Origin of the sequence: Methylocapsa acidiphila B2 (assembly GCF_000427445.1) — a bacterium.
Lineage (GTDB): Bacteria > Pseudomonadota > Alphaproteobacteria > Rhizobiales > Beijerinckiaceae > Methylocapsa > Methylocapsa acidiphila.
The window spans coordinates 547,525-570,111 of sequence record NZ_KE386496.1 but is presented as its reverse complement, the minus strand read 5'-3'; the positions used below and the strand labels follow the sequence as shown (position 1 = coordinate 570,111).

Sequence of the window (22,587 nt, the reverse complement as noted above, 5' to 3'; positions counted from 1 at the left end):
GGGCGTGCTGACGATCGAAGATCTCGAGCGCGGGGATTGTCGCTGGCCTGTCGCCGATGCCTCAGCCGGGGGCCGCCGCGGCGCGATTCTCTATTGCGGCGCTCCGATCGAACGGGGCCGCTTGGTCGGACGCCTCCCGTGTCCCTATTGCCGCGAGCACGCGGCGCTCGCCTACCGGCTAACTGTCCAACGTCCAGTCGCCAGGCTGGTCGAGCGGCGCGAGATCATCGCAGCGCCGGCCGTGGCTCCGGCCATAGCGCGTGAGCTTACCGGAGAACTGAGCTTTTAGAAGAGTGGTGGGCGGATGGTAAGAGGTCTACGACTCTTGGAAGGTCGGAAGCGCTGAATTTTAAGAGGTCGCCTTCAAGCTCGGCGATTAGAACCATTGGTTCGCCGCCCCTGCAACGATCACCTGTGTCGTCTTTGGTGCCCAAGCGAAGGTCAAAAGTCCTCGCTGATTAGGGGGCGACCCACCCACGCGGAGATTGCAATGAAACCGCTTGACGACAAAGGACATGAACTCGATGCAATCTTCACCGTCGAGCCTGCGCCCGACGGTGCTTACCTCGTTATAGAGTCTCGGGGTGGTGGGGAGGGCGGACCACGGCCGCCTCGCAACGCTGATTACGCCCTCGGTCTTGAGCTCTTGCTCCGGCGTCTAGGCCAAGAGTCGGCGAAACTGACTGACGTCGAGGTCTACAGCAACGTGACGCGCAATTGGGCCGCCGAGCGGCGGCGCATTTCTGCGCCCAGCTTTTCATTTCCTCTGGATCTGGCCGCCCTCGGCAACCTCGAGAGATTTCGACACGAACTTGGGCGGGAGTCGGCAGCGCTCGGCCGTAAACCTGGCAAGAAGGGCGGCAATCCGACCAAAAAGCTCCGGCTTACTCTCCAGTGGCCCGATGCGATCGGCCGCACCGCGGGTGAGCTGGAAGATCGGCTGGCACGAAATAGGGGAATAGCGCCGGCCGACGATCGCGGGTCGGTGCCCTTACACCGATCGGATGCTGAGCCGACCGACTACCGAACGTTGCAACCCGAACAACCGACCTCCGATCCGAACGAACTTCGTAACCGGGTGCGTCGCGCGAAGCGAAAAATGGAGGAAGCCGGAGCTTCGAATCCTCCGCCTGCCGGTACTGGCGCCGTCGGAAAGACAACAGCTTCATATACGCGTTATTTGCGCGACCCTAATGTGATCGGGTGGGTCTTGATCGCCGCCGGTGGCACTTGTGAGGTTTGTGATCTCCCTGCGCCGTTTAAAGATGCTAGCGGGGAGCCCTTTCTCGAGGTCCATCACGTGCGGCCGTTAGCGGAGGGCGGGCCGGATCAGACCGACAACGCTGTGGCGGTCTGCCCAAATTGTCATAGGAGATTGCATTTCGGCGTCGACAAGGAAACCGTTCGGCACGCAACGATTGCGAAGGTTATGCGCCTAAAGGAATATCCGGCAAACCCCGTCGAACCATCAGTCCCCGTCGCGACACCGACGTGATGAAACACCGGTCCAACGCAATTCGGAAGCGGTTCTACCTTGACCGGCTTCAACGCGGTATTGCATGTCTGCTTCTTGCGCAACGGCGACTTGGACGGCGGCGATCACAGGCCCTTGATCGCGCGCTAATGTTCTATACACGGACGACGACACCCTGGCCTCATCCCTATGTACGGGTTTGGCTCGCCTGCACCAAATGCAGCCGGCACGGGAGCAAGCGTCTCGCCCGGCTCGCCGACAAATACGGCGCCGACGTGCGGATAACGGATCTGCTCGCGCATCTAGTGGGGGGGAGGGCGTGATCTGCTTGCCGCCGAACCCTGGAGTGGAGCGCTGCGGTGCGTTCTTTGAGGATCTGGCGTCGCCGACGCCCTCAGATCTCCCGCGAACCTGCCTAAGAGGCTGCGCTTTGTCGGGGGGACTGGCTGTGGCAGCAAACCACGCGTCGGATTTGATCGTCACCCGCATCTGTAGACGATTCAAGGCGGCACTGCCTGTTGATTGGTCGAAGGCCGCCAAAGACTAGCGCAAAAGCCGCAGGTTGTGTCCACAATGACGCCGCTCGTGAAAAGAAGCGGACTGTCCCGGAAGGCCACGGCCTTACGCAGAAAAAGGCCTTAAGGCTCTGGTGGGATAGCGGCGAGGGAGATGCGTCAGAAAGGTCTGTCGTCTTCCAAAAACATGAGTCCTCACCGTACCCCTCTTAGGTAGCTCACTTGAGACACCTCACTCGCCAACATCACATCACGCTGCTTGAAGTAGAACTTCGCTTTCTCGATCAAGGAGCCAAGCTCGCCCCCGCTGTGGAGGGTGGTCAACTAATCTGAACTGGGCAGCTATTTCATCCCTCAACTCAATCAATGACGGTAAAGAATTGTCGTTAACAGCGGCGAGCTCCTTTCGAGCCTCTTCGACATTACCCAAGGCAGCGTATGAGTGCGACATAAACAAGTGCGACACTACGGTATCTGTGTGCCGAATATGATTGATCGCTTCTTGGAAATGGCCGAGGCGAAGCTTTGTGGCCGCCAACGCATTTTCAAAGTAACGTCGATTCTCGTGAAAGGGGCTTCCAAGGACGCCTTTGGTAAAGATGTCTAGAGCTGCTTCAAATTCCTCTTTCCTTAGATGCAGCATACCGCGAGTATGAAGTGCAACCCAATCGGATGACGTTCTAGGAATGCGATCAGGAATTAGCTCTATAGCCTTATCGAATTCACTTTGGATCACGTATATCGCTGCTTTCGCGTGACGCGCATATGAGTAATTTGGACGCTGATCCAGCACTGCGTCGTAAGCCCTTAGCGCGTCGTCATAATGGCCGAGAGCCTTCAACATATTCGCTCGAGCGCAGAGACTTACAAGGTCGTATGGAAACTGGTGAACGATGCGTTCGTATTCCTGTAGAGCTTCGTGGAAGCGCCCAGCATATCGCAGCGTGTTGGCGTGGCCGTTCCGAACTCTGCGGTCATGCGTGAACTGCTTTAGGGCCTCTTCGTAAGCAGCGAGAGCAGCATCGAAGTTCTCTAGGTCGTTGTAAACTTCTGCAACCCCGGAAAATGCGCCAGGGTGATAAGGGAACCGTTCTTTAGCATCGCGATAGGTTGCAAATGCATCGTCAAATCGGCCCATCGAGCGCAGCACTTCAGCTTTTCCGCAAAGTGGAACCGGCTCGAAAGGAAACTGCGCAATAGCTTCATTGTAGGCGTCAAGCGACGCCTCCAACTCTCCAAGGTTCTTCAAAACATCCGCACGACCTGTCATGGCAAAAACGTCGCCTGGAAAGTCACGAATGACTCCATTATAAGCTTCCAACGCTTCGGTAAGCCGAGACATATCAGATAAAACGGCAGCCCGACCACAGCGCAGGGCGCGTTGGTCGGGATACTTCTCAACGGCTTCCTCATAAGATAGGAGCGCATCTTCAAGGCGCCACATCTCGCGTAGTATCTCGCTGTATTGCGCGCGAGAGCTATAAGCTTCGGGATCGTTTGGGTATTTGGCGATGACGAGTGCACACAATTTCAGCGCATCATCCAAGTGACCAGTCGCTGCAAGGACTTTTGCTTGACCGGTTTCTCCACGACGGCCCATACCCCAACGGCTTGCAGCTTCGTACTCGCTGTACGCTTCGTTGAAGCGAGCCACGGAAAAGTATACATCCCCAGCCTGGCCGTGAGCCCAAGCGTCTTCAGGCGCAATCTGTGTTGCTCGATGAACCCATTCCAATTGCAGATTAGTGTTGCCGACACGCCGCGCCTCCTGCGCCAGAGAACATAGTGACTTCGCAGCGTACTCAGGTTTCCCATTCAAAAGTTGGGAATTAATTAGTTGCTCCGTGAAACTGCGGGCGCGACTATCATTTCCTTTTTCTAATTGTTCAACAATACCACGTTTTTGTTTGCTAACATTGACGAACTGTTCATGTATTGGAGTAGACAAGAATGAGATGTACGACTCATCCTCTTCTGTTAATTTCTCGTAAATCTCGTTATTGCGCTTCGTTCTGCGCCTTATATTCTTATTGGCAAAATTCCCGGTCCATTGCTGGACAATCTCTCTGTAATTTGGCTGCGATTTGAGCTTGAAGTAGCAGTTGGAAATGGCACTTTCTAGACGCGCCAAATCCTTCAAAGCCTCGGCCAGTTCTCGAAAAGCCCCGGTCGAAACTGCAACTAACTCCGCACGGCTGCGGTTTTGGTGACCAATAAACAACTGGTCCGGCAGGGAATCCCAGGCACGTCGTACAGCTACGATCTCACCTTGGTGGGAAATCAGTTTTCCTAGTAGTTCGGAAAGGTCGTTATCCCGCCACGAAAGGTTTTCCAGCTCGTTTGCATCAGAACTCTCAGGCAATGCCAATGAGAACGCAGCGTTCTCTACGCCACCTCTAACGCCCTGCGGCCGAATGAGGGAAGAAAGATAAGATGCAGCTTCTTCGCGCATCGCCGCAGATTCTTCAGAATCGAGAGCAACCTGAAGCATTCTCAGCGATCTGTCTATGCTCCACTTTTTTAGAAGGATGTCGAACGCTTGCTCTACCGTGGCGTCACTCAATAATTCGACGTCATAGGCGTCCGCAAGAAGATACGGTAGTGAAGCGCGGTTGGAGACGTGTCTTTCCGTGGGCTGCTCAGCGTCGATGTAAGACACTTCTGCGCCGGACAGAAATACTACCCGCGCGGCGACGCCCGAAATTAAAGCTTCCATCACGTCGTCTCCAGCTTTGCGCCGATCTCAGAGAGCTTTTGCTCGAGCCGCTTGAAGATCAAACGATCCTCTCTGGTCCGGGGCTTCGGACCAACCACCTTCTCTATCGTGTGCATGTTCAAGGGACCGTAAATATGCACCTCGATAAAGTCGCTATTCCCCGTACCGCCGCGGTCACAGGCTAAGATCGACGGGAAGTCGGCATCTGCTGTGGCTGCCGTCAGCTCTGAATGAAGTTTCGCCTTTGCAAGCAGCTGCCTCTCATTCCAAGGCGCCCGATAGCCAGGCGGAATTGGCTTAGTTAATAACCAGCCTAGCTTATCGACAAGGTCGTAGGGGTTTGCTTCGAAAACAGATGCCCGTCGGGCGATCAGAGGCTCCTTTAGCACCATCACATACTCGCCATACCCCGACATTCCACGACAATCGAGGCTTAGCGAAGCAAAAACAACCTCTTGATGGAAGTTAGGAAACAGCGCGGCATCCACCTGAGTCCGGGTCCGGTCCCACTCATTGTCTTCGGCTAGCCTCGCGCCCGAGGCTAGTTGTCTATGGTAATTAGTGTACGTTCGACCTCCTTCAACCAAATCCTGGACAACGGCAAGTGATCGCGCGATTACAGCGTAAGACGTGAGAACCGCGTCGGCGAAACGGTCAAGCACATCGCCGCAGTTGCGGGCCTTGGTTGAGGTTTCAGAGTCCTTCAGTCGGCGCATCAGAGCCTTTCGCTCGGCTTCAGACTGAGCCAGTCGAACATTGGGAGCGCCATTGTCTTCGCCACAGGCTTGGCAGTCCCTCTTTTCAGGAGGAACTGGCGCGCCGCAAACTTTGCATTTTAACACCATAACATGTACTGTTTACAGGGATTAAAGCGTCTTTGGCTAGGGGAACGGCTGATTTCGAAGTTAAGGAGCAACGAGGGACATTCGGCTACTGTCCTCGGTCGGCGGGTCGGCATGCCCGCTTTTGTGCCTCTTTGACGGTGTCCTGCCAAGTGCCTCACTATTAAGATATAAGGAGCAAAGCATTCTAAACCTGCATTAGGGACGCTTTCGATAGCCGTTTCTGGCGCAATGCACACCACGATCGAACCGACCCCGAAGAGGCTCGGATTTTTCTAATAGCTATGGAAGAGGGGCTCGATGGCTCTTCTCCTCCGTCGCGACGATCCGTGGTGCCTCATTCGACAAAGGCCTCTGCAGAGCCGTCGCTTCGTCGACAGGAAACGTGAGCCAGGCGCCCCATTCCTCGGCCGTCGTGAACAGAACGGGCATGGCCTTGGCGTGGATCGGCCGCACGACGTCATTCGACTCCGTCGTCAAAAACGCAAAGAGCCGATGCTCGCCCGTCTCGCCCTTCCGCTCGCCCGTCCATAAGCGCCAAATCCCCGCGAAAGCGAAAATCGGCCGGCTCTCGTCGAGGGCGAACCAATGCGTGACTTTTGGCCGGCTGTCGGTCCATTCGTAAAACGACGTCGCCGGCACGAGGCAGCGCCATTTCGCCTTCAGCCAGCCGCGCCAACAGGGCGACTTCAGATTGCGCACATTCGTGACAGGAGCCTTGCCGAGGTTTGGCGGCGGCGGGAAGCCCCAGCGCATCAAGGAAAGCTCGCGCTCACCGCCCAGCGCGAAATGGATCACGGGCGCTAGGGTGCCAGGATAGACCGCCGGCAGGGCCGGTAGGTTGCCGGTCAGATCGCGCTTGATCCGAAAAAGCCGGCGCATGGCCCCTTGGCTTCTGGTGAGACTGTAAAGATTGCCCATGGGCGCAGGAGATCGGCTCCGGCCGATTCGGTCAATGCTCAGCCGCTGTCTTCAAGCGCGCCGCCGCAATCTTACTGGAAAAGCTCTTCGCGTCAGATCGCGGGCTATCGGCGCATTCGCTCCAAAAGGCAGGAAGCGCTTGTGTGAGACAGCTGTGTGAGACGAAGGTGAAAATCAATCTAAGTTATTGATTTGCTTGGCGCTCCCTAGGGGACTCGAACCCCTGTTTTCGCCGTGAGAGGGCGACGTCCTAGACCGCTAGACGAAGGGAGCTTGAAGCGATCAAACCGGGTTCTATAACGCGCAGACTTACGCTGCAAGCACATTGGAGAACTTCAGGCGGACTTCCGCCCCAGCTCAGGCATTGCCGCACCAACTCATTAAGCGCCCCTATTCATTAGACGCGCCGCCGCGGCAAGCGCTCCGGTTCAGGCGCCCGCCCTCCTCCGCGAGCCCTCTGCGGCGCAGATCTCTCCACGGCGAAAGATCGAAGCGGGACCAAAGCCTTGCGAAAGGCGCCGCCTCCTCGCAAAATCGCGCAACGATGAACGCCAAGGGCATGATCTTTTCAGAGCGTCCGCACACCCATGCAAAAATGCGCCTTTCGCTCGACGTCCCTCATCATGTCGCTCCTGCTCGCATCCTGCGCCGAGGAGCCGCGGCGATCAGCTCTAATCGAAGCTTCTCCGCGGGAGTGCGCCGCGAGTCAGACGCATGTCGATCCCGCAGCCGCAGCGGACGCGATCTCGCAATATCGGCGCGAACATGCGTTTTCCGCGGTCGAGCCCGATCCAATTCTGCAGAAACTCGCGCAGGCGCAGGCCAACGCCATGGCCGCGCAAGATCAATTGAGCCATGAGGTTGAGGGGACGCTGAGAAAACGCCTCGACGCGGCGAAGCTCGGCCAAAGGACCGCCGTCGAAAATGTTTCCGCGGGCTATTTTGCCTTGGCGGACGTGATGGCAGGTTGGCGCCACTCTCCGGGTCATAACGCCAATCTGCTCGACCCGCATATGCGCCGCCTGGGCGTTGCGACAGCCTATGCGCCAGGCACGCGCTATAAAGTCTACTGGGCGCTGATCATGAGCGATTGACAGCGCGATCGGCGCTGGGAACTGCGAGGCCTAGCGTGGATGAGATCAGCGTCTTATGCTTGCCGGTAAGAAAGCGAAGCGATGGATTCGCAGGCGTCCAGAGCGGAGACCCGCGCTTTAATATTTCCGCTTCAGCTGGAAATATTTCGCTTTTTCGCCGAATCGGCGGCCAAATGCGAGGTATTTTAGATCATACGGCGCATAAGAAAGTTTCACGCCGGCCTCATCTGGGAATATCCCGTCGCTAGACATCGAGCATTAGTCTCGGCGATTGACGAGAAGGCGCTTGAGCATTTGAAATTTGAGCTATTGCGCATCGAGCGGCCCCCCTGTCCGCGGGCGCTGCAATATGCCAGGAGGATTCAGCATGACGACGCGAAGCCGCACGCTTTTCCTCGCCATTTCGGCGTTCCTATTCACAAGCGCAATCCTCATCCAATCGGCCGAGGCCACAGATGACTCCACACGTAACCAGCTCGCGCGAAAAGATTGCGTGCGCGGGACGTTCAAGGATTTCTATCGCCAGGGCCAGGGCGGCGATCCGCCCACAAGCTACGCTGGCCGCGTCTTCAAGCTCAGCCAGGATTATCCGAACCATCTGCCTCCCATGGAAGATTATCCATGGCTCAAGATCGGCTTCGAGAACGGCGGTCCTGTAGATCCGCGCGCCTATCTCCAGGCGCTTCTCGACTACGGCCTCGAAGGCAATGTCGACGTCGATTTCTACGTCGAAGATAATAAGGTTCGGAAATGGTACGGCATGCCATGGATGGACTGGAACACCGAGGTCGCATCGGACTGGCCCGGCACGGACGGACGCGAATTCGTTCATGGCTTCACCCATGAATTCGATTCGTCGGGTAAAACTCTCAGCACGCTGCAGAATGATTTCGTCGACACTTGGTCGGGCGCCTATCTCAACGATCGCGCGGGCTTCGGCGTCGGGCAAGTCTATTGCGATCCGAACAATCCGAAACCTGGGGCGCTGAACCCTGATCCGGCCGGGCTCAATAATTTCCCGAATGGCTCCTTCATCATCAAGCTTCTCTTTTCGACGGTGAACGAGACGCAATTGCCGATCGTGAAGAACGCGCTCGAATGGAAAGCGCATGTGTTCGTCAATGACGATCCGAGCTGGCGCAACAAGGGACCGATCTCGCGCTTCGAGCGCGCCATCGGCGCGATTCGCCTCATCCAGATCGACGTTTCGGTCCGCGACGACCGCAGCCTCACCGGATGGCTGCTCGGCACCTTCGGCTATGACGGGAACGCCCAAGGGGACACGCCGTGGAAACGTATGGTTCCGCTCGGGTTGCAATGGGGCAACAATCCGAAGGTCGCCTTCGCCGAAACCTGCGCCGGCCCCGATGGACCTTGCAGCCGGGAAAAGCTCACCGAGCAATGGATCAACGAGCAAGCCGTCAAGGATTTGGCGACCCCTCCCCTCAATTTTGATCATTTGGGCTATGGCGGGAGGCTCGCCGGCCCTGTCGACAATGCGAAAGCCTCCTGCATGGGATGCCACCAGACCGCCGGCTTTCCGAACGTGGCCATCCTGCCGGAATTTTCCGCCAATGGCGCTCATTTGAAGCTCGACGCCAGCCTGCGGCCGCAAACGGAGCAAAGTTTCCGAATGATGTATTATGGCAATGTCGCTTCCGGCGCCGTTTTCAGCGCTTCCCAACTTTATTCTTCGGATTATTCGCTGCAGCTTTCGATGAGCCTGCAAAATTTCATGTCACTGCGCTGCACTGAGACTCCGCGGGAGAAGAAATCGAAAGACTCGCGCGCCCCAAAACCAGAGATCTGCGGACAATTCGTCCAATGGTCGAAAGCGCAGAAAAAATCGATCGACGATCTCCTCACGTTTGGATCGCCGGGACCGGAGGGGGCGCCGCGACGATCAAAGGCGAGCGATTAAAACGGGTTCGTGATTTTTTCGATTCAAGCCGCAACGCGTGGTCACGCGTTGCGGCGAATTTGTACGAAAAGGGAAAAAGCGCGCGCAGCGGAGCCGAAAGCGCCCTACTCCGCCTCGAAATTCAGCGCGACGCCATTGATGCAATAGCGCAAGCCTGTCGGCGGCGGGCCGTCGGGAAAGACATGACCGAGATGTCCGCCGCAGCGGCTGCAATGAACCTCGGTGCGCCGCATCCCATAGCTGCGGTCCTCGGTCGTCTCGATCGCGCCCTCGACCGGATCGTTGAAGCTCGGCCAACCGGTGCCGCTCTCGAATTTCATCTTGGCGACGAATAGCTTCTGGCCGCAGCCCGCGCAGAAAAAGGTTCCGGCGCGCTTCTCATGATTGAGCGCGCAGCTGCCCGGCGCCTCCGTTCCATGGCCGCGCAACACTTCATATTGCTCAGGGGTCAGAAGCTGACGCCATTCCGCGTCGCTATGGGTCACCTCGAAGGTCTTGGTCTGCATGATGATCGCTCCAATTGGGCGTAAACGCCGCCTCGCCAGGGAAATTACCAAGTGAGATCGCAAGCCGCCGCCATTCATCTCATGGCACCGAGTGTGGCGAGCATATCGGCCATGAGATGAATGGAGGTTGCTGACAACGGCCGGAATTCGGACAGCCGGTCTGTTCGCAGCCTCGCAACTTAAAACGCCCTCCAATGGCTTATCAGGACGAGCGCATCAAGCCTTCCGCACCATGAATTGGCGCTGCTTTCCACTCGTCGCTTTGGTCGGTCAAGCGGTGAAGAATGACGTTCGATCGTCGATCCGTCCGTCCGTCACGCGGCGTGGCGCATATATCGCGCCATATCTCACAGCGGCGCGCCAGGGCCGCGCCTTGTTGATCGCAATGTCGAACTGTGGGCTTTCCTTGTCGATCTCTCCATGAACCAAGAGTTCCACGCCATTTGTTTCGGCTTGCGCGAGCAAATAGCCGTCAGGTCCGATTAAGCCGGCGGACAGACGATTGTCCGATAACGCAGGAATAGAGACGCTCAGCCAAAAGTTGTTGGTCGCGGCGTGGGCCCGCGCTAAAAGCCCGAAGATCGGATCATTGGAATAGGCGGAGAACAACATGCAATCCACATTGCGTCTCCCATAATCGATGAATAATTCCGGGAATTGCACTTCGATACAAAGCGCGGCACCGAAGCGAACTCCGTCGACATCGAAGACGAAAGCTTCGACTCCGGGCGTATACCAGTCGCTCAGCTCGGCATGCGAACAAAGACGTTTATCGTATCGTCCAACCAGAGCCCCCTCATCCGATATGACATAAAGGCTGTTATGGGGACGATCGGGCGGCGCGAGCCGGTGATTGCTGCCTAGAACTGTCCATAGACCAAGGCGGGCCGCATGGTTGGAGACAGCATCCAATTCCTCGCGGAGCGCCCCCCAATCCACTTCTGTCCAATCATTAATTTGCGATTTGACATATCCTGACAGGGCCCCCTCCGAGAAATGGACAAGTCGACTGCCCGCGGCCTTGGCGGCGGACATCAGATCGCGGACTTGTCGCCCGTTCTCGCGAACATCCGGGGTGATGCGGCTCTGGGCCGTCGCAATGCGAAAAGGAGCTTTCATCGACGCCGGCCATACGCGAACGTGTCGCCTACAGCGTAAGCGAGTTGGATTTCCATGCAAACTGAGTCAGACTACCCCCCCTCGAAATAGTCAGACTTCTGCGTTGTCGGTCACGCACGCGCCTCACACATCCAGATTGGCGACGCTCAACGCGTTCTCCTGGATGAACTCGCGGCGCGGCTCGACGACGTCGCCCATGAGCTTCACGAAAATATCGTCGGCGTCGTCGCCTTCCTTGATCTTGACCTGCAGCAAGGATCTCGCCTCGCGGTCGAGCGTCGTCTCCCAGAGCTGACCGGGGTTCATCTCGCCGAGGCCTTTGTAGCGCTGCATCAGCGAAATGCCCTTCTGCCCCGCGGCCATGACCGCCTCGACGAGATCGCCCGGCCCCGACACCTGCGTCTCATCGCTTCGGCGCAGGAAAAGCGCCGGACGGGCGAAGATGTCATGCAGGCTCTGGGCGTGATCATTGAGGCGGCGCGCTTCGGCCGAAGCGAGAAGACCTGCGTCAAGAGTCGCGGCATGAAGAACGCCGCGCAGCTCGCGCACGAAGACATAGCCGCCGTTCTCGACGCGGCCGCGCCAGCCTCGCTCCATATCCTCGGCGAATTCATCGAGACGCGCGGCGATCGATTCGGCGATCGCCTCCGCCTCGGCCGCGTTTTCAGAGGAGATGGGCTTCAAGGCGCCGGCGATCGCCGCCTGCTCCACAACGGAGCGATCATAGCGCGAGTGCAGCCCGGCGAGTCCCTGTCGGACGCTCCGCGCCTCCTCGACAATGGCGCGGAGATCGGCACCGGCGCGCTCGACGCCGCCCGCAAGCCGCAACACGGCCCCGTCAAGCCCGTTGCCAATCAAATAATCCTCGCGCGCGCGTTCATCCTTCAAATATTGCTCCGAAGCGCCGCGCTTGACCTTATAGAGCGGCGGCTGCGCGATATAGAGATGGCCGCGCTCGATGAGCTCGCGCATCTGACGGAAGAAGAAGGTCAAGAGCAGAGTGCGGATATGCGAGCCGTCGACATCCGCGTCGGTCATGATGATGACCTTGTGATAGCGCAGCTTATCCGGATTGAAATCGTCGCGGCCGATGCCGGTGCCGAGCGCCGTGATGAGCGTGCCGATTTCCTGGCTCGAAAGCATTTTGTCGAAGCGCGCACGCTCGACATTGAGGATTTTGCCGCGCAAGGGCAGCACGGCCTGATATTCGCGATTGCGCCCTTGCTTCGCGGAGCCTCCTGCGGAATCGCCCTCGACCAGGAACAGTTCGGCCTTGGCCGGATCGCGCTCCTGGCAATCGGCGAGCTTGCCCGGCAGATTAGCGACGTCGAGCGCGCCCTTGCGCCGGGTGAGCTCGCGCGCCTTGCGCGCCGCCTCGCGCGCCTGCGCCGCCTCCAACACTTTCCCGACGACGGCCCGCGCCTCGTGCGGATGCTCCTCGAACCAATGGCCGAGCATCTCGCTGACGAGGCCTTCGACCGCAGGCCGCACTTCGGAGGAGACGAGCTTCTCCTTGGTCTGAGAGGAAAATTTCGGGTCGGGCACTTTCACGGAGAGGACGCAGGTCAGACCCTCGCGGCAATCGTCTCCGGTCAGGTCGACCTTTTCCTTCTTGCTGAGGCCGGAGCGATCCGCATAGCCCGTCACCTGCCGAGTCAGCGCGCCGCGAAATCCAGCCAGGTGAGTTCCGCCGTCGCGCTGCGGAATGTTGTTGGTGAAGGCGAGCACATGCTCGTGGTAGGAATCGTTCCACCACAAGGCGACCTCGACGACGATCTTCTCGCGCTCGCCCTTCATGAGGATCGGGCTCGCGATCAGCGGCGATTTGGCGCGATCGAGATAGCGCACGAAAGCCTCGAGCCCACCCTCGTAGAAAAGCTCCTCCCGTTTGATCTCGGCACCGCGCGAATCCGTGAGCTCGATCCTGACGCCCGAATTGAGGAAGGCGAGCTCGCGCAGGCGATGCTCGATGGTCCCATAATCATAATCGACCATGGTGAAGGTCGCGGGCGAAGCCAGAAACGTCACCTCGGTGCCGCGCTTCGGCTTGCCGTCGATCAGAGGCGCCGGGCCTGTGACTTCGAGCGACCCGACGGCGTCGCCATGCTCGAAGCGGATGAAATGCTCCTTGCCGTCGCGCCAGATTCGAAGCGTCAGCCAGGTCGAAAGGGCGTTCACCACCGAGACGCCGACGCCGTGCAATCCGCCTGAAACCTTGTAGGAATTTTGATCGAATTTCCCGCCGGCGTGGAGCTGCGTCATGATGACTTCCGCCGCGGAGACGCCTTCCTCGGCATGGATGTCGGTTGGAATCCCGCGCCCATCGTCGGTGACGGCGACAGAGCCGTCGGCGTTGAGCGTCACCGTGACTCGCGTCGCATAGCCCGCCAGAGCCTCGTCTATGGCGTTGTCGACGACCTCATAGACCATATGATGCAGGCCAGAGCCGTCATCCGTGTCGCCGATATACATGCCGGGCCGTTTGCGCACAGCGTCCAGGCCACGCAGGACCTTGATCGAATCGGCGCCGTAATAGGCTTCTGCTTCAGGGGAAATCGGCGGCGCGGCGGCGGGTTCGGCCATGGATGCTGCGTACTTTCTGCTTTTGGGAAAGGTTTGATACTGATTTATGAACTATAACCCAAGATGGGCTGAAGGTCATGTTTTTTAATAGGTTTTTGCTGATCCGCCACAGCGTTTAGGCGGACCCGTCCAGGTCGCGATGCAAGACTTTTGCGCAAAACTCTCTGCGACGAGACCAAAGAAACTAAAAACAGATGACATCCTTGCGCCCGGCCCTTCGCATTCGTCTAGGCGAAGTCTGAAGGGGCTCGACTCGGACTCTGGCCCGAGACCTGCTTGGCATAATTGTTAAGCATTTTGTAAGGGAACCGACAATGACCGACGCACCCGATGCGCCCGAAGGATATTTCATCGATTGGGACGGCAAGACCCGGCCGATCGACCAACCGGGCAAAGGCATGCGCTGCGAAATCGATAAAAAATCCAAATATGTCATGGTCTTGAATAAATACGGCGGGCTCGACCATGAATCGACCTGGTATCCGACCGTCGCGGATGTGGAAAAGGCCGGCATCAAAGTAATTCACGCCGATTTGAACGCCCCGATCAAGATCTCCTCGATCGAATGATGTTGCAACTAGCGATGGCGGACGCCTTGCCGCCTCTGCGGACGACGCCCACGCCGAAGCCAGACTAAAAAAGCGAAAGCCCGAGCGCGGACCGCGGTCGGGCTTTCGCTGCAACTTTCGCCGCGTCAAGCACGTCGGAATTTCCCGCCCTCAGTGTCGGGCGCTAGACGTTTCAGCCCAATTTGTCGCGCAGACAAACAGCAGAACGCCCAAACTCTCGCCCGCGACATGGCTCATAATCGGCTGGCCATCGCAATCCGCCGCAGCCAGAACCGCTCCGCCAAAATACGAAGCCACGCAGAACAGGCTTTTCCAGGCGTCGCGAATTGCCGTGGGAATAGAGCCTCAACCTCGGGCAGGCGCCCGTTTAGATCTCACGGACAGACGCCTCGGCGCGCGACATTTCCGACATGAATTTCATCAGCCAGCCCTATTGTCCGGCGGCTGTCAGCGGCGGCGCGACGCTTGGCCTGTCGCGCCGCCAAGCAGAAAAGTTTGCGGTTGGACCTTTACTTTGTCTTCCTCGACGCGAAATCGTCGTTCCAGGCGTAGGTCTTCTCGTGCGAAATCTGGGTGATGTTCTGCTCTTCGATCATCTTGTCGCGCGGGCTGACCGGCTGCTTGCCATTCGCAACCTCAGGACGGACCTGAAGCTTAATAAGCTTGACGGGCGCATCCTTGGAGCAAGACACTTCGGCGAGCTTGATGTCGGAATCGCCGGGGCCGGTGCTGAAATCAGCGATCGTGGCGCCATCGGGCGTCGTCGCGCGCGAAAACAGGGGCGTGCCCACTTTCTTGGCGGGCACCGCTTCGGCCACGGGCTCGTCGCCATTTACCGCCGGCGAACCGAGCGTGAATTCCGCAAGGAGATCATTACGAATGATCGGCTTGTCCGGCGTGGCGGGCTGTGGGCAGGAATAAACCCTCAAGGTCGCGCCCGCGAGCGCCGCCTTGATCTCGTCAACGCTTTTGTTCGAATAAGCCTCAGCCAGTTGCATGTGTCGGTCTCCTCTGTTGCAACCACATGAAGCAGAAGCAATTATCAGGCCGACCAATCAAACACAAGCCCGGCCGGAGATCGCTGTTTTGCTTTGCGTTACTGACCGTAACCTGTCTCCTCCACCTCGGCCGGCCTGATCTCATTTTGCGCGAGCGCGAGGGCGATCGCGGGATAACCGCCTCGACCAGGACTCCGTCTGATCGAGGCGATGACAGTTCAAACTCACGCCGCCCGCGCGGCGGCTTTGTCGCCGATCAGAATACCGCTCGCGTCGGCACCGATGACGACGGTCTCGCCATCCCTTATCGTACGGGACAGGATCGCCTTGGCTAGCGGGTCCTGCACGCTCTTCTGAACGACCCGCTTCAAAGGCCTCGCGCCATAGGCCGGATCATAGCCTTTGTCGGCAAGCCAGATCTTTCCGTCGCGATTCCGACGACCGCGATTGGGCCCGTTTCACGTCAATCTCGACATACTACTCTAGAACCAGCCATCCAGTTGGTCGTAGGCTCACGTAGTGACGCCGTGGCGTCAAGGTTGCATGTTGAGGGATAAGTCAGTTAGAGAACAAGGCGAGCAAGCCAACTGTCGCAGCGGTGCCAACAACGGCAGCTGCTGCACGTTGCGAAGCTGCTTGCTTCTCCCCCGCAAGGATTGCTCGCCGCTCCTCAATAAGAGCATTCGTAATCTGAACTAGTTTGGTGGCAAACTCCTGCAACAGGGCATGAATTGCCTTGACCCTGTGGCAAGGGGTCACGTCCGAGCCGTAAAGAACCTCAGACCTAAGACCTTCAATAAGCAGAGTGGTCACGTCATCGATTGATTCGCGATACCGATTGATCGAACCAAGACATAGAAGCTGCGGATCGAAACAATCTTGTATCTCGTAAATGCGATCGAATAACTTGAGCATAGTCCGGTGAAGGCGGTCTTCAGATTCCGGCGTCAAGGCACCGTCGATGCCGAGATACGTGAGCAGCATAGGATACCTGTGAACAGTAAGCCTCCGCAAATCAGAGTAAGAATTTAAGTATTGTGCTGGAACTGACGTCTCACGCAAAATATCTGCCGACATGCTTGCATCTAAAATGAAATCACGATCTTTAATTTCACGCTGAATATCAGCATATAGATCGGACGTCATTCCTTTTGAATTACGGAACCTCTCCGATTCATTCAGCAAGGCGACAACCGCACGGACATCATCGTCTTTACACCAAACAGTTCTATCTTGCTCAAACTTAAGATCACCTATTAACTTAGCATTTATCAATTTACCCCATAAATCTTGACTGATATGAAGTCTTATTAGCACTGCGGAAAGACGTATATATGGACCAGAAAAACTTGTCTTTATATCAGACTTCTGGAAGTCTGCTGTACTGAACGTAGCCATGATAAGTTGGCTCCAATGAAGAGACAAAGTTTGCGGTTAGAACTTGTGCCGCTATTCGGATATATCTGAAAAGATCAGTACACGAACAGAACGGGTGACATCAACCGTCATAAAGAAATGCAATCTGCCCGCATTGCGAGATGCTCCCAATGCAGAACGAAAATATTTTTCCGCCCCAAGGAAGGCTCACGCCGCTGCGCTGGCGTTCCGATCCCGGATCACAAGCCCCTTCGAATCGGCGCCGATGACGACGGTCTCGCCATCCCTTATCGCGCCGGACAGGATCGCCTCCGCCAGCGGGTCCTGCACGCTCTTCTGAATGACCCGCTTCAAAGGCCTCGCACCATAGGCTGGGTCATAGCCTTTGTCGGCGAGCCAGACGCGGGCTTCCGGACGAAGATCAAGCGCAATCTTGCGATCCTCGAGCAATTTCGCGAGCCGGCCGAACTGAATGTCGACGATCGCGCCCATGTCCTCGCGGCGCAGGCGATGGAATAGAATGATCTCGTCGATTCGGTTCAGGAATTCCGGACGGAAATGCGCGCGCACAACCTGCATCACCTCGGCATGGACGGCGCTCGAATCCTCGCCCTCCTTCTGCAGCACGAGAAAATCCGCGCCGAGATTCGAGGTCATGACGATCAGCACATTGCGGAAATCGACGGTTCGGCCCTGCCCGTCGGTGAGCCGGCCGTCGTCGAGCACCTGCAAAAGGATGTTGAAGACGTCCGGGTGGGCCTTCTCTATCTCATCGAAAAGGACGACCTGATAGGGCCTGCGGCGCACGGCCTCCGTTAGCGCGCCGCCTTCCTCATAGCCAACATAGCCGGGAGGCGCGCCGATCAGCCGGGCTACGGAGTGTTTCTCCATATATTCCGACATGTCGATTCGCAGCAGCGCGGTCTCGTCGTCAAAGAGGAAAGCCGCGAGCGCCTTGGTGAGCTCGGTCTTGCCGACGCCGGTCGGGCCCAGGAACATGAAGGAGCCGATCGGGCGATTGGGGTCCTGGAGTCCAGCCCGAGCGCGGCGCACGGCGGTCGAGACGGCCTTGACCGCCTCGGCCTGGCCGACGACCCGTTTGCCGATCGCCTGCTCCATCGCAAGCAGCTTGTCGCGCTCGCCTTCGAGCATCTTGTCGACCGGAACGCCGGTCCAGCGCGAGACGACTTGCGCGACATGGTCCGCCGTCACGGCCTCCTCGACGAGCGCCTCGCCGCGCTTCGCCTCGACCTCCTTCAACTTAGCCTGAAGCTCGGGGATGAGGCCATAGGTCAGCTCGCCCGCGCGCTGATATTCGCCGCGCCTCGTGGCCTGCTCGAGTTGAGCCGTGGCTGCTTCGAGCTGCTCCTTCAATTTCTGCTCGGAGCCAAGCTTATCCTTCTCGGCGCGCCAGCGCGTCGTCAGCACAGCCGCCTGTTCCTCGAGGCCCGCCAGTTCGCCCTCGAGCTTGTCGAGCCGGTCCTTCGACGCGACATCGGTCTCTTTCTTCAGAGCCTCCTGCTCGATCTTGAGCTGGATGATTCGGCGGTCGAGCTCGTCCAGCTCCTCGGGCTTGGAATCGATCGCCATGCGCAGGCGCGCGCTCGCCTCATCGATGAGATCGATCGCTTTGTCCGGCAAAAAACGGTCGGCTATGTAGCGGTTGGAGAGGGTCGCAGCCGCGACGATCGCTGCATCAGTGATGCGGACGCCGTGATGCAGCGCATATTTTTCCTTCAAGCCACGCAAGATCGAGATCGTGTCCTCGACCGTCGGCTCTGAGACGAACACAGGCTGGAAGCGACGCGCCAAGGCGGCGTCCTTCTCGACATGCTTGCGATATTCGTCGAGCGTGGTCGCGCCGATGCAATGAAGCTCGCCGCGCGCGAGCGCGGGCTTCAATAGATTTGAGGCGTCCATGGCGCCATCCGCCTTGCCGGCGCCGACGAGCGTATGCATCTCGTCGATGAACAGGATGACGCCGCCAGCCGCTGCGGTGATCTCGTTGAGGATGGCCTTCAGCCTCTCCTCAAACTCGCCGCGATATTTCGCCCCGGCGATCAGCGATCCCATGTCGAGCGCCAGAAGCTTTTTGTCGCGCAGGCTCTCGGGCACGTCGCCATTAATGATGCGCAGCGCCAGACCCTCGACGATGGCGGTCTTGCCGACGCCGGGCTCGCCGATCAGCACGGGATTATTCTTGGTCCGCCGCGAGAGGACCTGGATGGTCCGGCGAATCTCCTCATCGCGGCCGATGACCGGGTCGAGCTTGCCCGTCCGCGCCGCCTCGGTCAGATCGCGGGCATATTTCTTCAGGGCGTCATAGGCATTCTCGGCCGTCGGATTGTCGGCGGTGCGGCCCTTGCGCAAATCCTCAATGGCCTTGTTCAGGCCTTGTGGGGTCACGCCCGCCTTTTCGAGGATCTTGCCGGCTTCGGCGCCCTTCTCCATGGCGAGGGCCAGCAGCAACCGCTCGACCGTGACATAGGAATCGCCGGCCTTTTGCGCGATCTGCTCGGCGTTGTCGAACAGGCGCGCCATCGCCGGCGCGAGATAGACTTGGCCCGCGCCCGAGCCGTGAACTTTCGGCAGCTTGCCCAGCGCGAGCTCGGCCGCGACAAGGGCGTCGCGCGAATTGCCGCCCGCCTTATCGATCAGGCCGGCGGCGAGTCCCTCCGGGTCGTCGAGAAGAACCTTCAGAATATGTTCGGGCGTGAACTGCTGATTGCCTTCCCGCACGGCAAGCGACTGAGCGCTCTGGATGAAGCCCCGGGTTCTCTCGGTATATTTTTCAATATTCATGACTGACGCCCTCCAGCCCGCGAGACCGCCCCGAAGCGGCGAGGTCGCGGCCAAATGTTGATTGGACCCCTTGCGGCGGCCTTACGACAGACATGTAGGGAGGAAAACCACGAGCGGAAGGGCAGCCTTCGAAAGGAATGGCCTGCCTCGACATTCCGCTGGCGCCTCGAGCCTCTTGTCCGTTTTTTCGTGGGCGGCCGATTCGAGCTGACGAAATAGGAACACGGGCGCCGGCGCGAGAAAATGCGGCAGGTCAAAGTCGTCCAGGCGCGAATCAATGCGCCTTTCGACCGGCCGAGTTCGGCGGTCGCAACGAAATCGCTCGCCCCTCACAGGCTCGAGCTTAGTCCTGATCTTGGCGCGAACGCGCGGAGGCGCGGCGCACCGCTTGCCAAGCGGCGCGTTCGTCTCGCAATCATAGCTCGCAAACGAAGCGCGCTGGCGCGCTTCAAGATTTCAGGGTCACCATGCGCAGACGCGGCGCGGCCCCCAAGGCGTCGGACGAAACCAGCAACGACGATAGACCGGCCCCCAATTGCGGCGACAGCCGCCCCATGGGCCGCGATGCCAGCCGAGGCCGCAGCCGCCCGCGATCGGGACAATGAGGGACGGCTGTTCCGGCGCGACAGGCAAAGCCGGCACCGGCGCCGCCTCCGCTTGAAGCGAGCCCAACAGGATCATGGCCGCCGCAGCCGCGGCGGCGGAAAATTTCGGGATCATGGAAAAAGCTCCCTTATTACCTGCCGCTCAACGAAAACATTATTCGCCGTCGCACTCAAGCGGAAGATGAAAGGGTTTCGCTCAATCGCCGACCGGATCGCTGGCGTTGCTCTCTTGACCGCCGCCGGACGCCTGATCCAATGCCATTTCCGCCTTGCTGCGCCGACGACGGCGCGGGCGCAAATGGAAACCGCCGACATCGCGGTCCGCTTCCGGCTGATCGACAAGCGCGGCCGGAAAAGCCTCGTTCGGCGGTTCGGCGCCGAGCGCCTCCGGTTGCGGGCGCACAGGGGCGGTGATGAAGGCAGGAAGGCCGTTTCTCTCGAGTTCCTCGGAAGGGACGCGAGATTCGCCGCGCGGCGCGGCGTCATTGCGATATTCGCGTGGGGGGCGTCCACGCTGTCCTTGTCCTCGGCTGTCCGAATCGCGGCCAGATCCATTGCGCTCGCCATAGGGCCGCTCGGAATAAGGCCGCTCCTGATAAGTCTTTTCCGGATAGCTCTTGTCTTGAAACGACCGTTCCTGGCGAGGAGCGCGCTCGTAACCCTGCTTTTCCGGGCTGACATAGAAAGGACGTTCCGGATTTGGCTGAGGGCCGCCTTGCTGCGGCGGCGGCGGCGCGAATGTCGGTTGGGGCGCAGATGCGAAACGCTCGGTCGGAGACGCGAATCTGTCCGGGATGCCGATGAAATCATCGCCGTCCTCGATGTCGTCGGCCTCGTTGGGTTGGCGTTGATAGCCGCCCGCCCCTTGCTGCTGCGCCTGCTGAGCCATGGCGATCAGCCGGAAATAATGCTCGGCGTGCTGAAGATAGCTTTCCGCCGTGACCGGATCGCCCGCCGATTGGGCGTCGCGCGCCAATTGGAGATATTTTTCGCCGATATGATGCGCTGTTCCACGGATTTTGACGTCGGGCCCGCTCGACTCATAAGAACGCGTGAGCGGATTTGGGCCTTTGCGATTATTATTCGGGCGGCCGCGCATGCGTTTATTGGTCTGTCCAGGTCTCATCGATGATCCTTGAGTGACGTCGTGACCGCGAGCGTCGAGGAGCGCCGGTTCGGCGTTTCGTCAACGGCTCTAAATCGAACCATATTGATAAGTGCGAAGGTGCGAGCGGGTTCAGGCTCTCCAGCCATTAACGGCAGCGCTCACAGCCATGCTGCAGCGCCGATCTTCGACCCTTGATCCGATAGAGTCTAAGCGTCTCGGGACATCTACCTCGGTAGCGCCGAGGGTCGCCTCGGAGCCGGAAGCGGACATCATGCTCGACCCCCCGGTCTCGCTCTAGACCTGGGGGGATGAGCCGACCTCGACGCCTCTCGCGGCTCTCTGTCGGAAGCCAAAAGGTGATCCTTGGACGCAGAACCTATCTGTTTTCACCTGATACGCCAAGTCCCTTTTGGAAAATATCTGAATTGCTGGCCAAGCCGTTGCCGATTTGCCACTGTCCTCCGGGACCGATCAGCGAGTCGGGAAAAGCAGCGAGCGATCTAAGCTCTACGATTATCTCCGCGCCCTGCGCCAATCAGATTGCGATCCCGCCGCCTTCGCCGACGATAACTCTCTCGACGCCGGCAAGATCCATCCGGACGGCGATCCGCGTGAACCCCGCGGCGCGCAAAAGCCCTTCGACCGCCGCGCGCTGGCCCTGCCCGAGTTCGAGCGCGATCGTCCCGCCCGGCGCCAAGTGGGCCGGCGCGGCCGAAATGATCGCCCGATAGGCCGCGAGCCCGTCTTCGCCGCCGTCGAGGGCGAGGCGCGGATCGAAATCGCGCACGTCCGCCTCAAGGCCGGCGATCTCGTCCCGCACTATGTAGGGCGGATTGGAGGCGAGAACATCGAACCCGCCGCGCAACGGGAGGGTCCAGTCGCCGCAGAGAATCGCCCCGCGCGACGAGAGGCCGAGCGCCGCCAAATTATCCCGTGCAATGGCGCAGGCCGCCGGCGAAAGATCGACGCCGACGCCGAAGGATCGCGGCAGTTCCTGCAAAAGCGCGCAGAGAATGGCCCCAGACCCTGCGCCGAGATCGAGAAGACGGCGCTCACGGTGCAGATCAGGGCTAATTCGATCGAGCACGGCCTCGATCAGGGTTTCGGTGTCCGGGCGCGGGTCGAGGACCGAAGAATCGATCTTGAACGGCGATCGCCAGAACTCCCTGTAGCCTATGATGCGAGAAACGGGCTCGCGGCGAAGCCGTCGCGTCCCGAAGGCCGAGACACGCGCCGCGGCCGCGCCGAGCGGGCGGTCTGGATCGCGGACCAGGCCCGCGTGATCGATCTCCAACGCCGCGCATAAGAGCAGGCGCGCATCGAGCTCGGCCGAATCAATCGCGGCGGCCGCGAAGGCGCGCGCCAGCGCGCGGCGCGCCTCGTCGCGCGGCGTCGCTCCCACAAAGGCGAACCCGGCGCCCGGATCGAGGCTCATGG

The 22,587-nt window shown here is 59.1% G+C and carries 18 protein-coding genes, 1 tRNA gene and 1 pseudogene; 6 read left to right on the top strand and 14 right to left on the bottom strand.

The window, feature by feature from the left end:
- Positions 1-4: 4 nt before the first annotated feature.
- The 3 genes from METAC_RS0104105 to METAC_RS26315 all read left to right on the top strand — a co-directional run bounded on the left by METAC_RS0104105 (position 5) and on the right by METAC_RS26315 (position 1,797).
- Positions 5-289, top strand: coding sequence for a hypothetical protein (locus tag METAC_RS0104105; protein ID WP_026606034.1), 285 nt, complete (start codon positions 5-7; stop codon positions 287-289).
- A 201-nt stretch (positions 290-490) separates the two neighbouring features.
- Positions 491-1,495 (top strand): HNH endonuclease, encoded by a 1,005-nt coding sequence (locus tag METAC_RS26715; protein WP_051335372.1) that lies wholly within the window; start codon positions 491-493, stop codon positions 1,493-1,495.
- Between the two features lie 128 nt (positions 1,496-1,623).
- Positions 1,624-1,797, top strand: a complete 174-nt coding sequence (locus METAC_RS26315; protein ID WP_156898104.1) for a hypothetical protein — start codon at positions 1,624-1,626, stop codon at positions 1,795-1,797.
- Positions 1,798-2,239: 442 nt separating this feature from the next.
- Here the strand turns inward: METAC_RS26315 and METAC_RS0104090 are convergent, their stop codons facing one another.
- From METAC_RS0104090 to METAC_RS0104075, 4 genes are all read right to left on the bottom strand, one after another.
- A complete protein-coding gene (locus METAC_RS0104090; protein WP_026606033.1) occupies positions 2,240-4,705 on the bottom strand; it encodes a tetratricopeptide repeat protein in 2,466 nt (821 codons plus the stop codon).
- The gene (locus tag METAC_RS0104085) at positions 4,705-5,421 is read right to left on the bottom strand and encodes a hypothetical protein (protein WP_026606032.1); all 717 of its coding nucleotides are present in this window, start codon (positions 5,419-5,421) and stop codon (positions 4,705-4,707) included. The genes METAC_RS0104090 and METAC_RS0104085 overlap by 1 nt, the downstream gene beginning before the upstream one ends.
- A gap of 408 nt (positions 5,422-5,829) precedes the next feature.
- The gene (locus METAC_RS0104080; RefSeq protein WP_026606031.1) at positions 5,830-6,468 is read right to left on the bottom strand and encodes an SOS response-associated peptidase; all 639 of its coding nucleotides are present in this window, start codon (positions 6,466-6,468) and stop codon (positions 5,830-5,832) included.
- Positions 6,469-6,665: 197 nt separating this feature from the next.
- A tRNA-Glu gene (locus METAC_RS0104075) sits at positions 6,666-6,741 on the bottom strand.
- Between the two features lie 314 nt (positions 6,742-7,055).
- On the opposite strand from METAC_RS0104075, the gene METAC_RS0104065 reads away from it, so the two are divergent.
- Together METAC_RS0104065 and METAC_RS0104055 are read left to right on the top strand one after the other, a co-directional pair.
- Entirely contained in the window at positions 7,056-7,562 is a 507-nt protein-coding gene (locus METAC_RS0104065) for a CAP domain-containing protein (protein WP_026606030.1), read from the top strand.
- Positions 7,563-7,929: 367 nt separating this feature from the next.
- Positions 7,930-9,483 carry a hypothetical protein gene (locus tag METAC_RS0104055; RefSeq protein ID WP_026606029.1) on the top strand — a complete coding sequence of 518 codons (1,554 nt, stop codon included), beginning with the start codon at positions 7,930-7,932 and terminating at the stop codon, positions 9,481-9,483.
- 104 nt (positions 9,484-9,587) lie between these two features.
- On the opposite strand, the gene msrB is transcribed toward METAC_RS0104055, so the two are convergent.
- The 3 genes from msrB to gyrB form a co-directional block, all read right to left on the bottom strand.
- On the bottom strand, positions 9,588-9,989 hold the full coding sequence (msrB, locus tag METAC_RS0104050; RefSeq protein WP_026606028.1) for a peptide-methionine (R)-S-oxide reductase MsrB: 402 nt from the start codon (positions 9,987-9,989) through the stop codon (positions 9,588-9,590).
- Positions 9,990-10,259: 270 nt separating this feature from the next.
- Positions 10,260-11,108 (bottom strand): carbon-nitrogen hydrolase family protein, encoded by an 849-nt coding sequence (locus METAC_RS22260; RefSeq protein ID WP_036255265.1) that lies wholly within the window; start codon positions 11,106-11,108, stop codon positions 10,260-10,262.
- A 123-nt stretch (positions 11,109-11,231) separates the two neighbouring features.
- A complete protein-coding gene (gyrB, locus tag METAC_RS0104040) occupies positions 11,232-13,691 on the bottom strand; it encodes a DNA topoisomerase (ATP-hydrolyzing) subunit B (RefSeq protein WP_026606027.1) in 2,460 nt (819 codons plus the stop codon).
- A gap of 314 nt (positions 13,692-14,005) precedes the next feature.
- Here gyrB and METAC_RS0104035 point away from each other — a divergent pair, with 314 nt between their 5' ends.
- Positions 14,006-14,260 carry a hypothetical protein gene (locus tag METAC_RS0104035; protein WP_026606026.1) on the top strand — a complete coding sequence of 85 codons (255 nt, stop codon included), beginning with the start codon at positions 14,006-14,008 and terminating at the stop codon, positions 14,258-14,260.
- 509 nt (positions 14,261-14,769) lie between these two features.
- Here METAC_RS0104035 and METAC_RS0104030 read toward each other — a convergent pair.
- The 7 genes and pseudogenes from METAC_RS0104030 to prmC all read right to left on the bottom strand — a co-directional run bounded on the left by METAC_RS0104030 (position 14,770) and on the right by prmC (position 22,585).
- Positions 14,770-15,258, bottom strand: coding sequence for a hypothetical protein (locus METAC_RS0104030; RefSeq protein WP_026606025.1), 489 nt, complete (start codon positions 15,256-15,258; stop codon positions 14,770-14,772).
- Between the two features lie 224 nt (positions 15,259-15,482).
- Positions 15,483-15,686, bottom strand: a pseudogene (locus METAC_RS25660) (hypothetical protein); the annotation flags it as partial.
- 130 nt (positions 15,687-15,816) lie between these two features.
- Positions 15,817-16,656: a hypothetical protein gene (locus METAC_RS26310; RefSeq protein ID WP_156898102.1), complete on the bottom strand. Its 840-nt coding sequence runs from the start codon at positions 16,654-16,656 to the stop codon at positions 15,817-15,819.
- A 186-nt stretch (positions 16,657-16,842) separates the two neighbouring features.
- Positions 16,843-19,437 (bottom strand): ATP-dependent chaperone ClpB, encoded by a 2,595-nt coding sequence (gene clpB / locus METAC_RS0104015; protein WP_026606023.1) that lies wholly within the window; start codon positions 19,435-19,437, stop codon positions 16,843-16,845.
- Between the two features lie 462 nt (positions 19,438-19,899).
- Positions 19,900-20,157 (bottom strand): GCG_CRPN prefix-to-repeats domain-containing protein, encoded by a 258-nt coding sequence (locus tag METAC_RS0104005; protein WP_026606021.1) that lies wholly within the window; start codon positions 20,155-20,157, stop codon positions 19,900-19,902.
- Between the two features lie 81 nt (positions 20,158-20,238).
- Positions 20,239-21,168, bottom strand: a complete 930-nt coding sequence (locus tag METAC_RS22255) for a DUF4167 domain-containing protein (RefSeq protein ID WP_051335371.1) — start codon at positions 21,166-21,168, stop codon at positions 20,239-20,241.
- A gap of 517 nt (positions 21,169-21,685) precedes the next feature.
- Positions 21,686-22,585: a peptide chain release factor N(5)-glutamine methyltransferase gene (gene prmC, locus METAC_RS0103995; RefSeq protein ID WP_051335370.1), complete on the bottom strand. Its 900-nt coding sequence runs from the start codon at positions 22,583-22,585 to the stop codon at positions 21,686-21,688.
- Positions 22,586-22,587: the final 2 nt, after the last annotated feature.

Bases quoted from the DNA above. Each gene is read 5' to 3' on its own strand.
- METAC_RS26715 (WP_051335372.1), top strand. From the start codon at position 491: ATGAAACCGCTTGACGACAAAGGACATGAACTCGATGCAATCTTCACC.
- METAC_RS26315 (WP_156898104.1), top strand. From the start codon at position 1,624: ATGTTCTATACACGGACGACGACACCCTGGCCTCATCCCTATGTACGG.
- METAC_RS0104090 (WP_026606033.1), bottom strand. From the start codon at position 4,705: ATGGAAGCTTTAATTTCGGGCGTCGCCGCGCGGGTAGTATTTCTGTCC.
- METAC_RS0104085 (WP_026606032.1), bottom strand. From the start codon at position 5,421: ATGCGCCGACTGAAGGACTCTGAAACCTCAACCAAGGCCCGCAACTGC.
- METAC_RS0104080 (WP_026606031.1), bottom strand. From the start codon at position 6,468: ATGGGCAATCTTTACAGTCTCACCAGAAGCCAAGGGGCCATGCGCCGG.
- METAC_RS0104065 (WP_026606030.1), top strand. From the start codon at position 7,056: ATGCAAAAATGCGCCTTTCGCTCGACGTCCCTCATCATGTCGCTCCTG.
- METAC_RS0104055 (WP_026606029.1), top strand. From the start codon at position 7,930: ATGACGACGCGAAGCCGCACGCTTTTCCTCGCCATTTCGGCGTTCCTA.
- msrB (WP_026606028.1), bottom strand. From the start codon at position 9,989: ATGCAGACCAAGACCTTCGAGGTGACCCATAGCGACGCGGAATGGCGT.
- METAC_RS22260 (WP_036255265.1), bottom strand. From the start codon at position 11,108: ATGAAAGCTCCTTTTCGCATTGCGACGGCCCAGAGCCGCATCACCCCG.
- gyrB (WP_026606027.1), bottom strand. From the start codon at position 13,691: ATGGCCGAACCCGCCGCCGCGCCGCCGATTTCCCCTGAAGCAGAAGCC.
- METAC_RS0104035 (WP_026606026.1), top strand. From the start codon at position 14,006: ATGACCGACGCACCCGATGCGCCCGAAGGATATTTCATCGATTGGGAC.
- METAC_RS0104030 (WP_026606025.1), bottom strand. From the start codon at position 15,258: ATGCAACTGGCTGAGGCTTATTCGAACAAAAGCGTTGACGAGATCAAG.
- METAC_RS26310 (WP_156898102.1), bottom strand. From the start codon at position 16,656: ATGGCTACGTTCAGTACAGCAGACTTCCAGAAGTCTGATATAAAGACA.
- clpB (WP_026606023.1), bottom strand. From the start codon at position 19,437: ATGAATATTGAAAAATATACCGAGAGAACCCGGGGCTTCATCCAGAGC.
- METAC_RS0104005 (WP_026606021.1), bottom strand. From the start codon at position 20,157: ATGATCCCGAAATTTTCCGCCGCCGCGGCTGCGGCGGCCATGATCCTG.
- METAC_RS22255 (WP_051335371.1), bottom strand. From the start codon at position 21,168: ATGAGACCTGGACAGACCAATAAACGCATGCGCGGCCGCCCGAATAAT.
- prmC (WP_051335370.1), bottom strand. From the start codon at position 22,585: ATGAGCCTCGATCCGGGCGCCGGGTTCGCCTTTGTGGGAGCGACGCCG.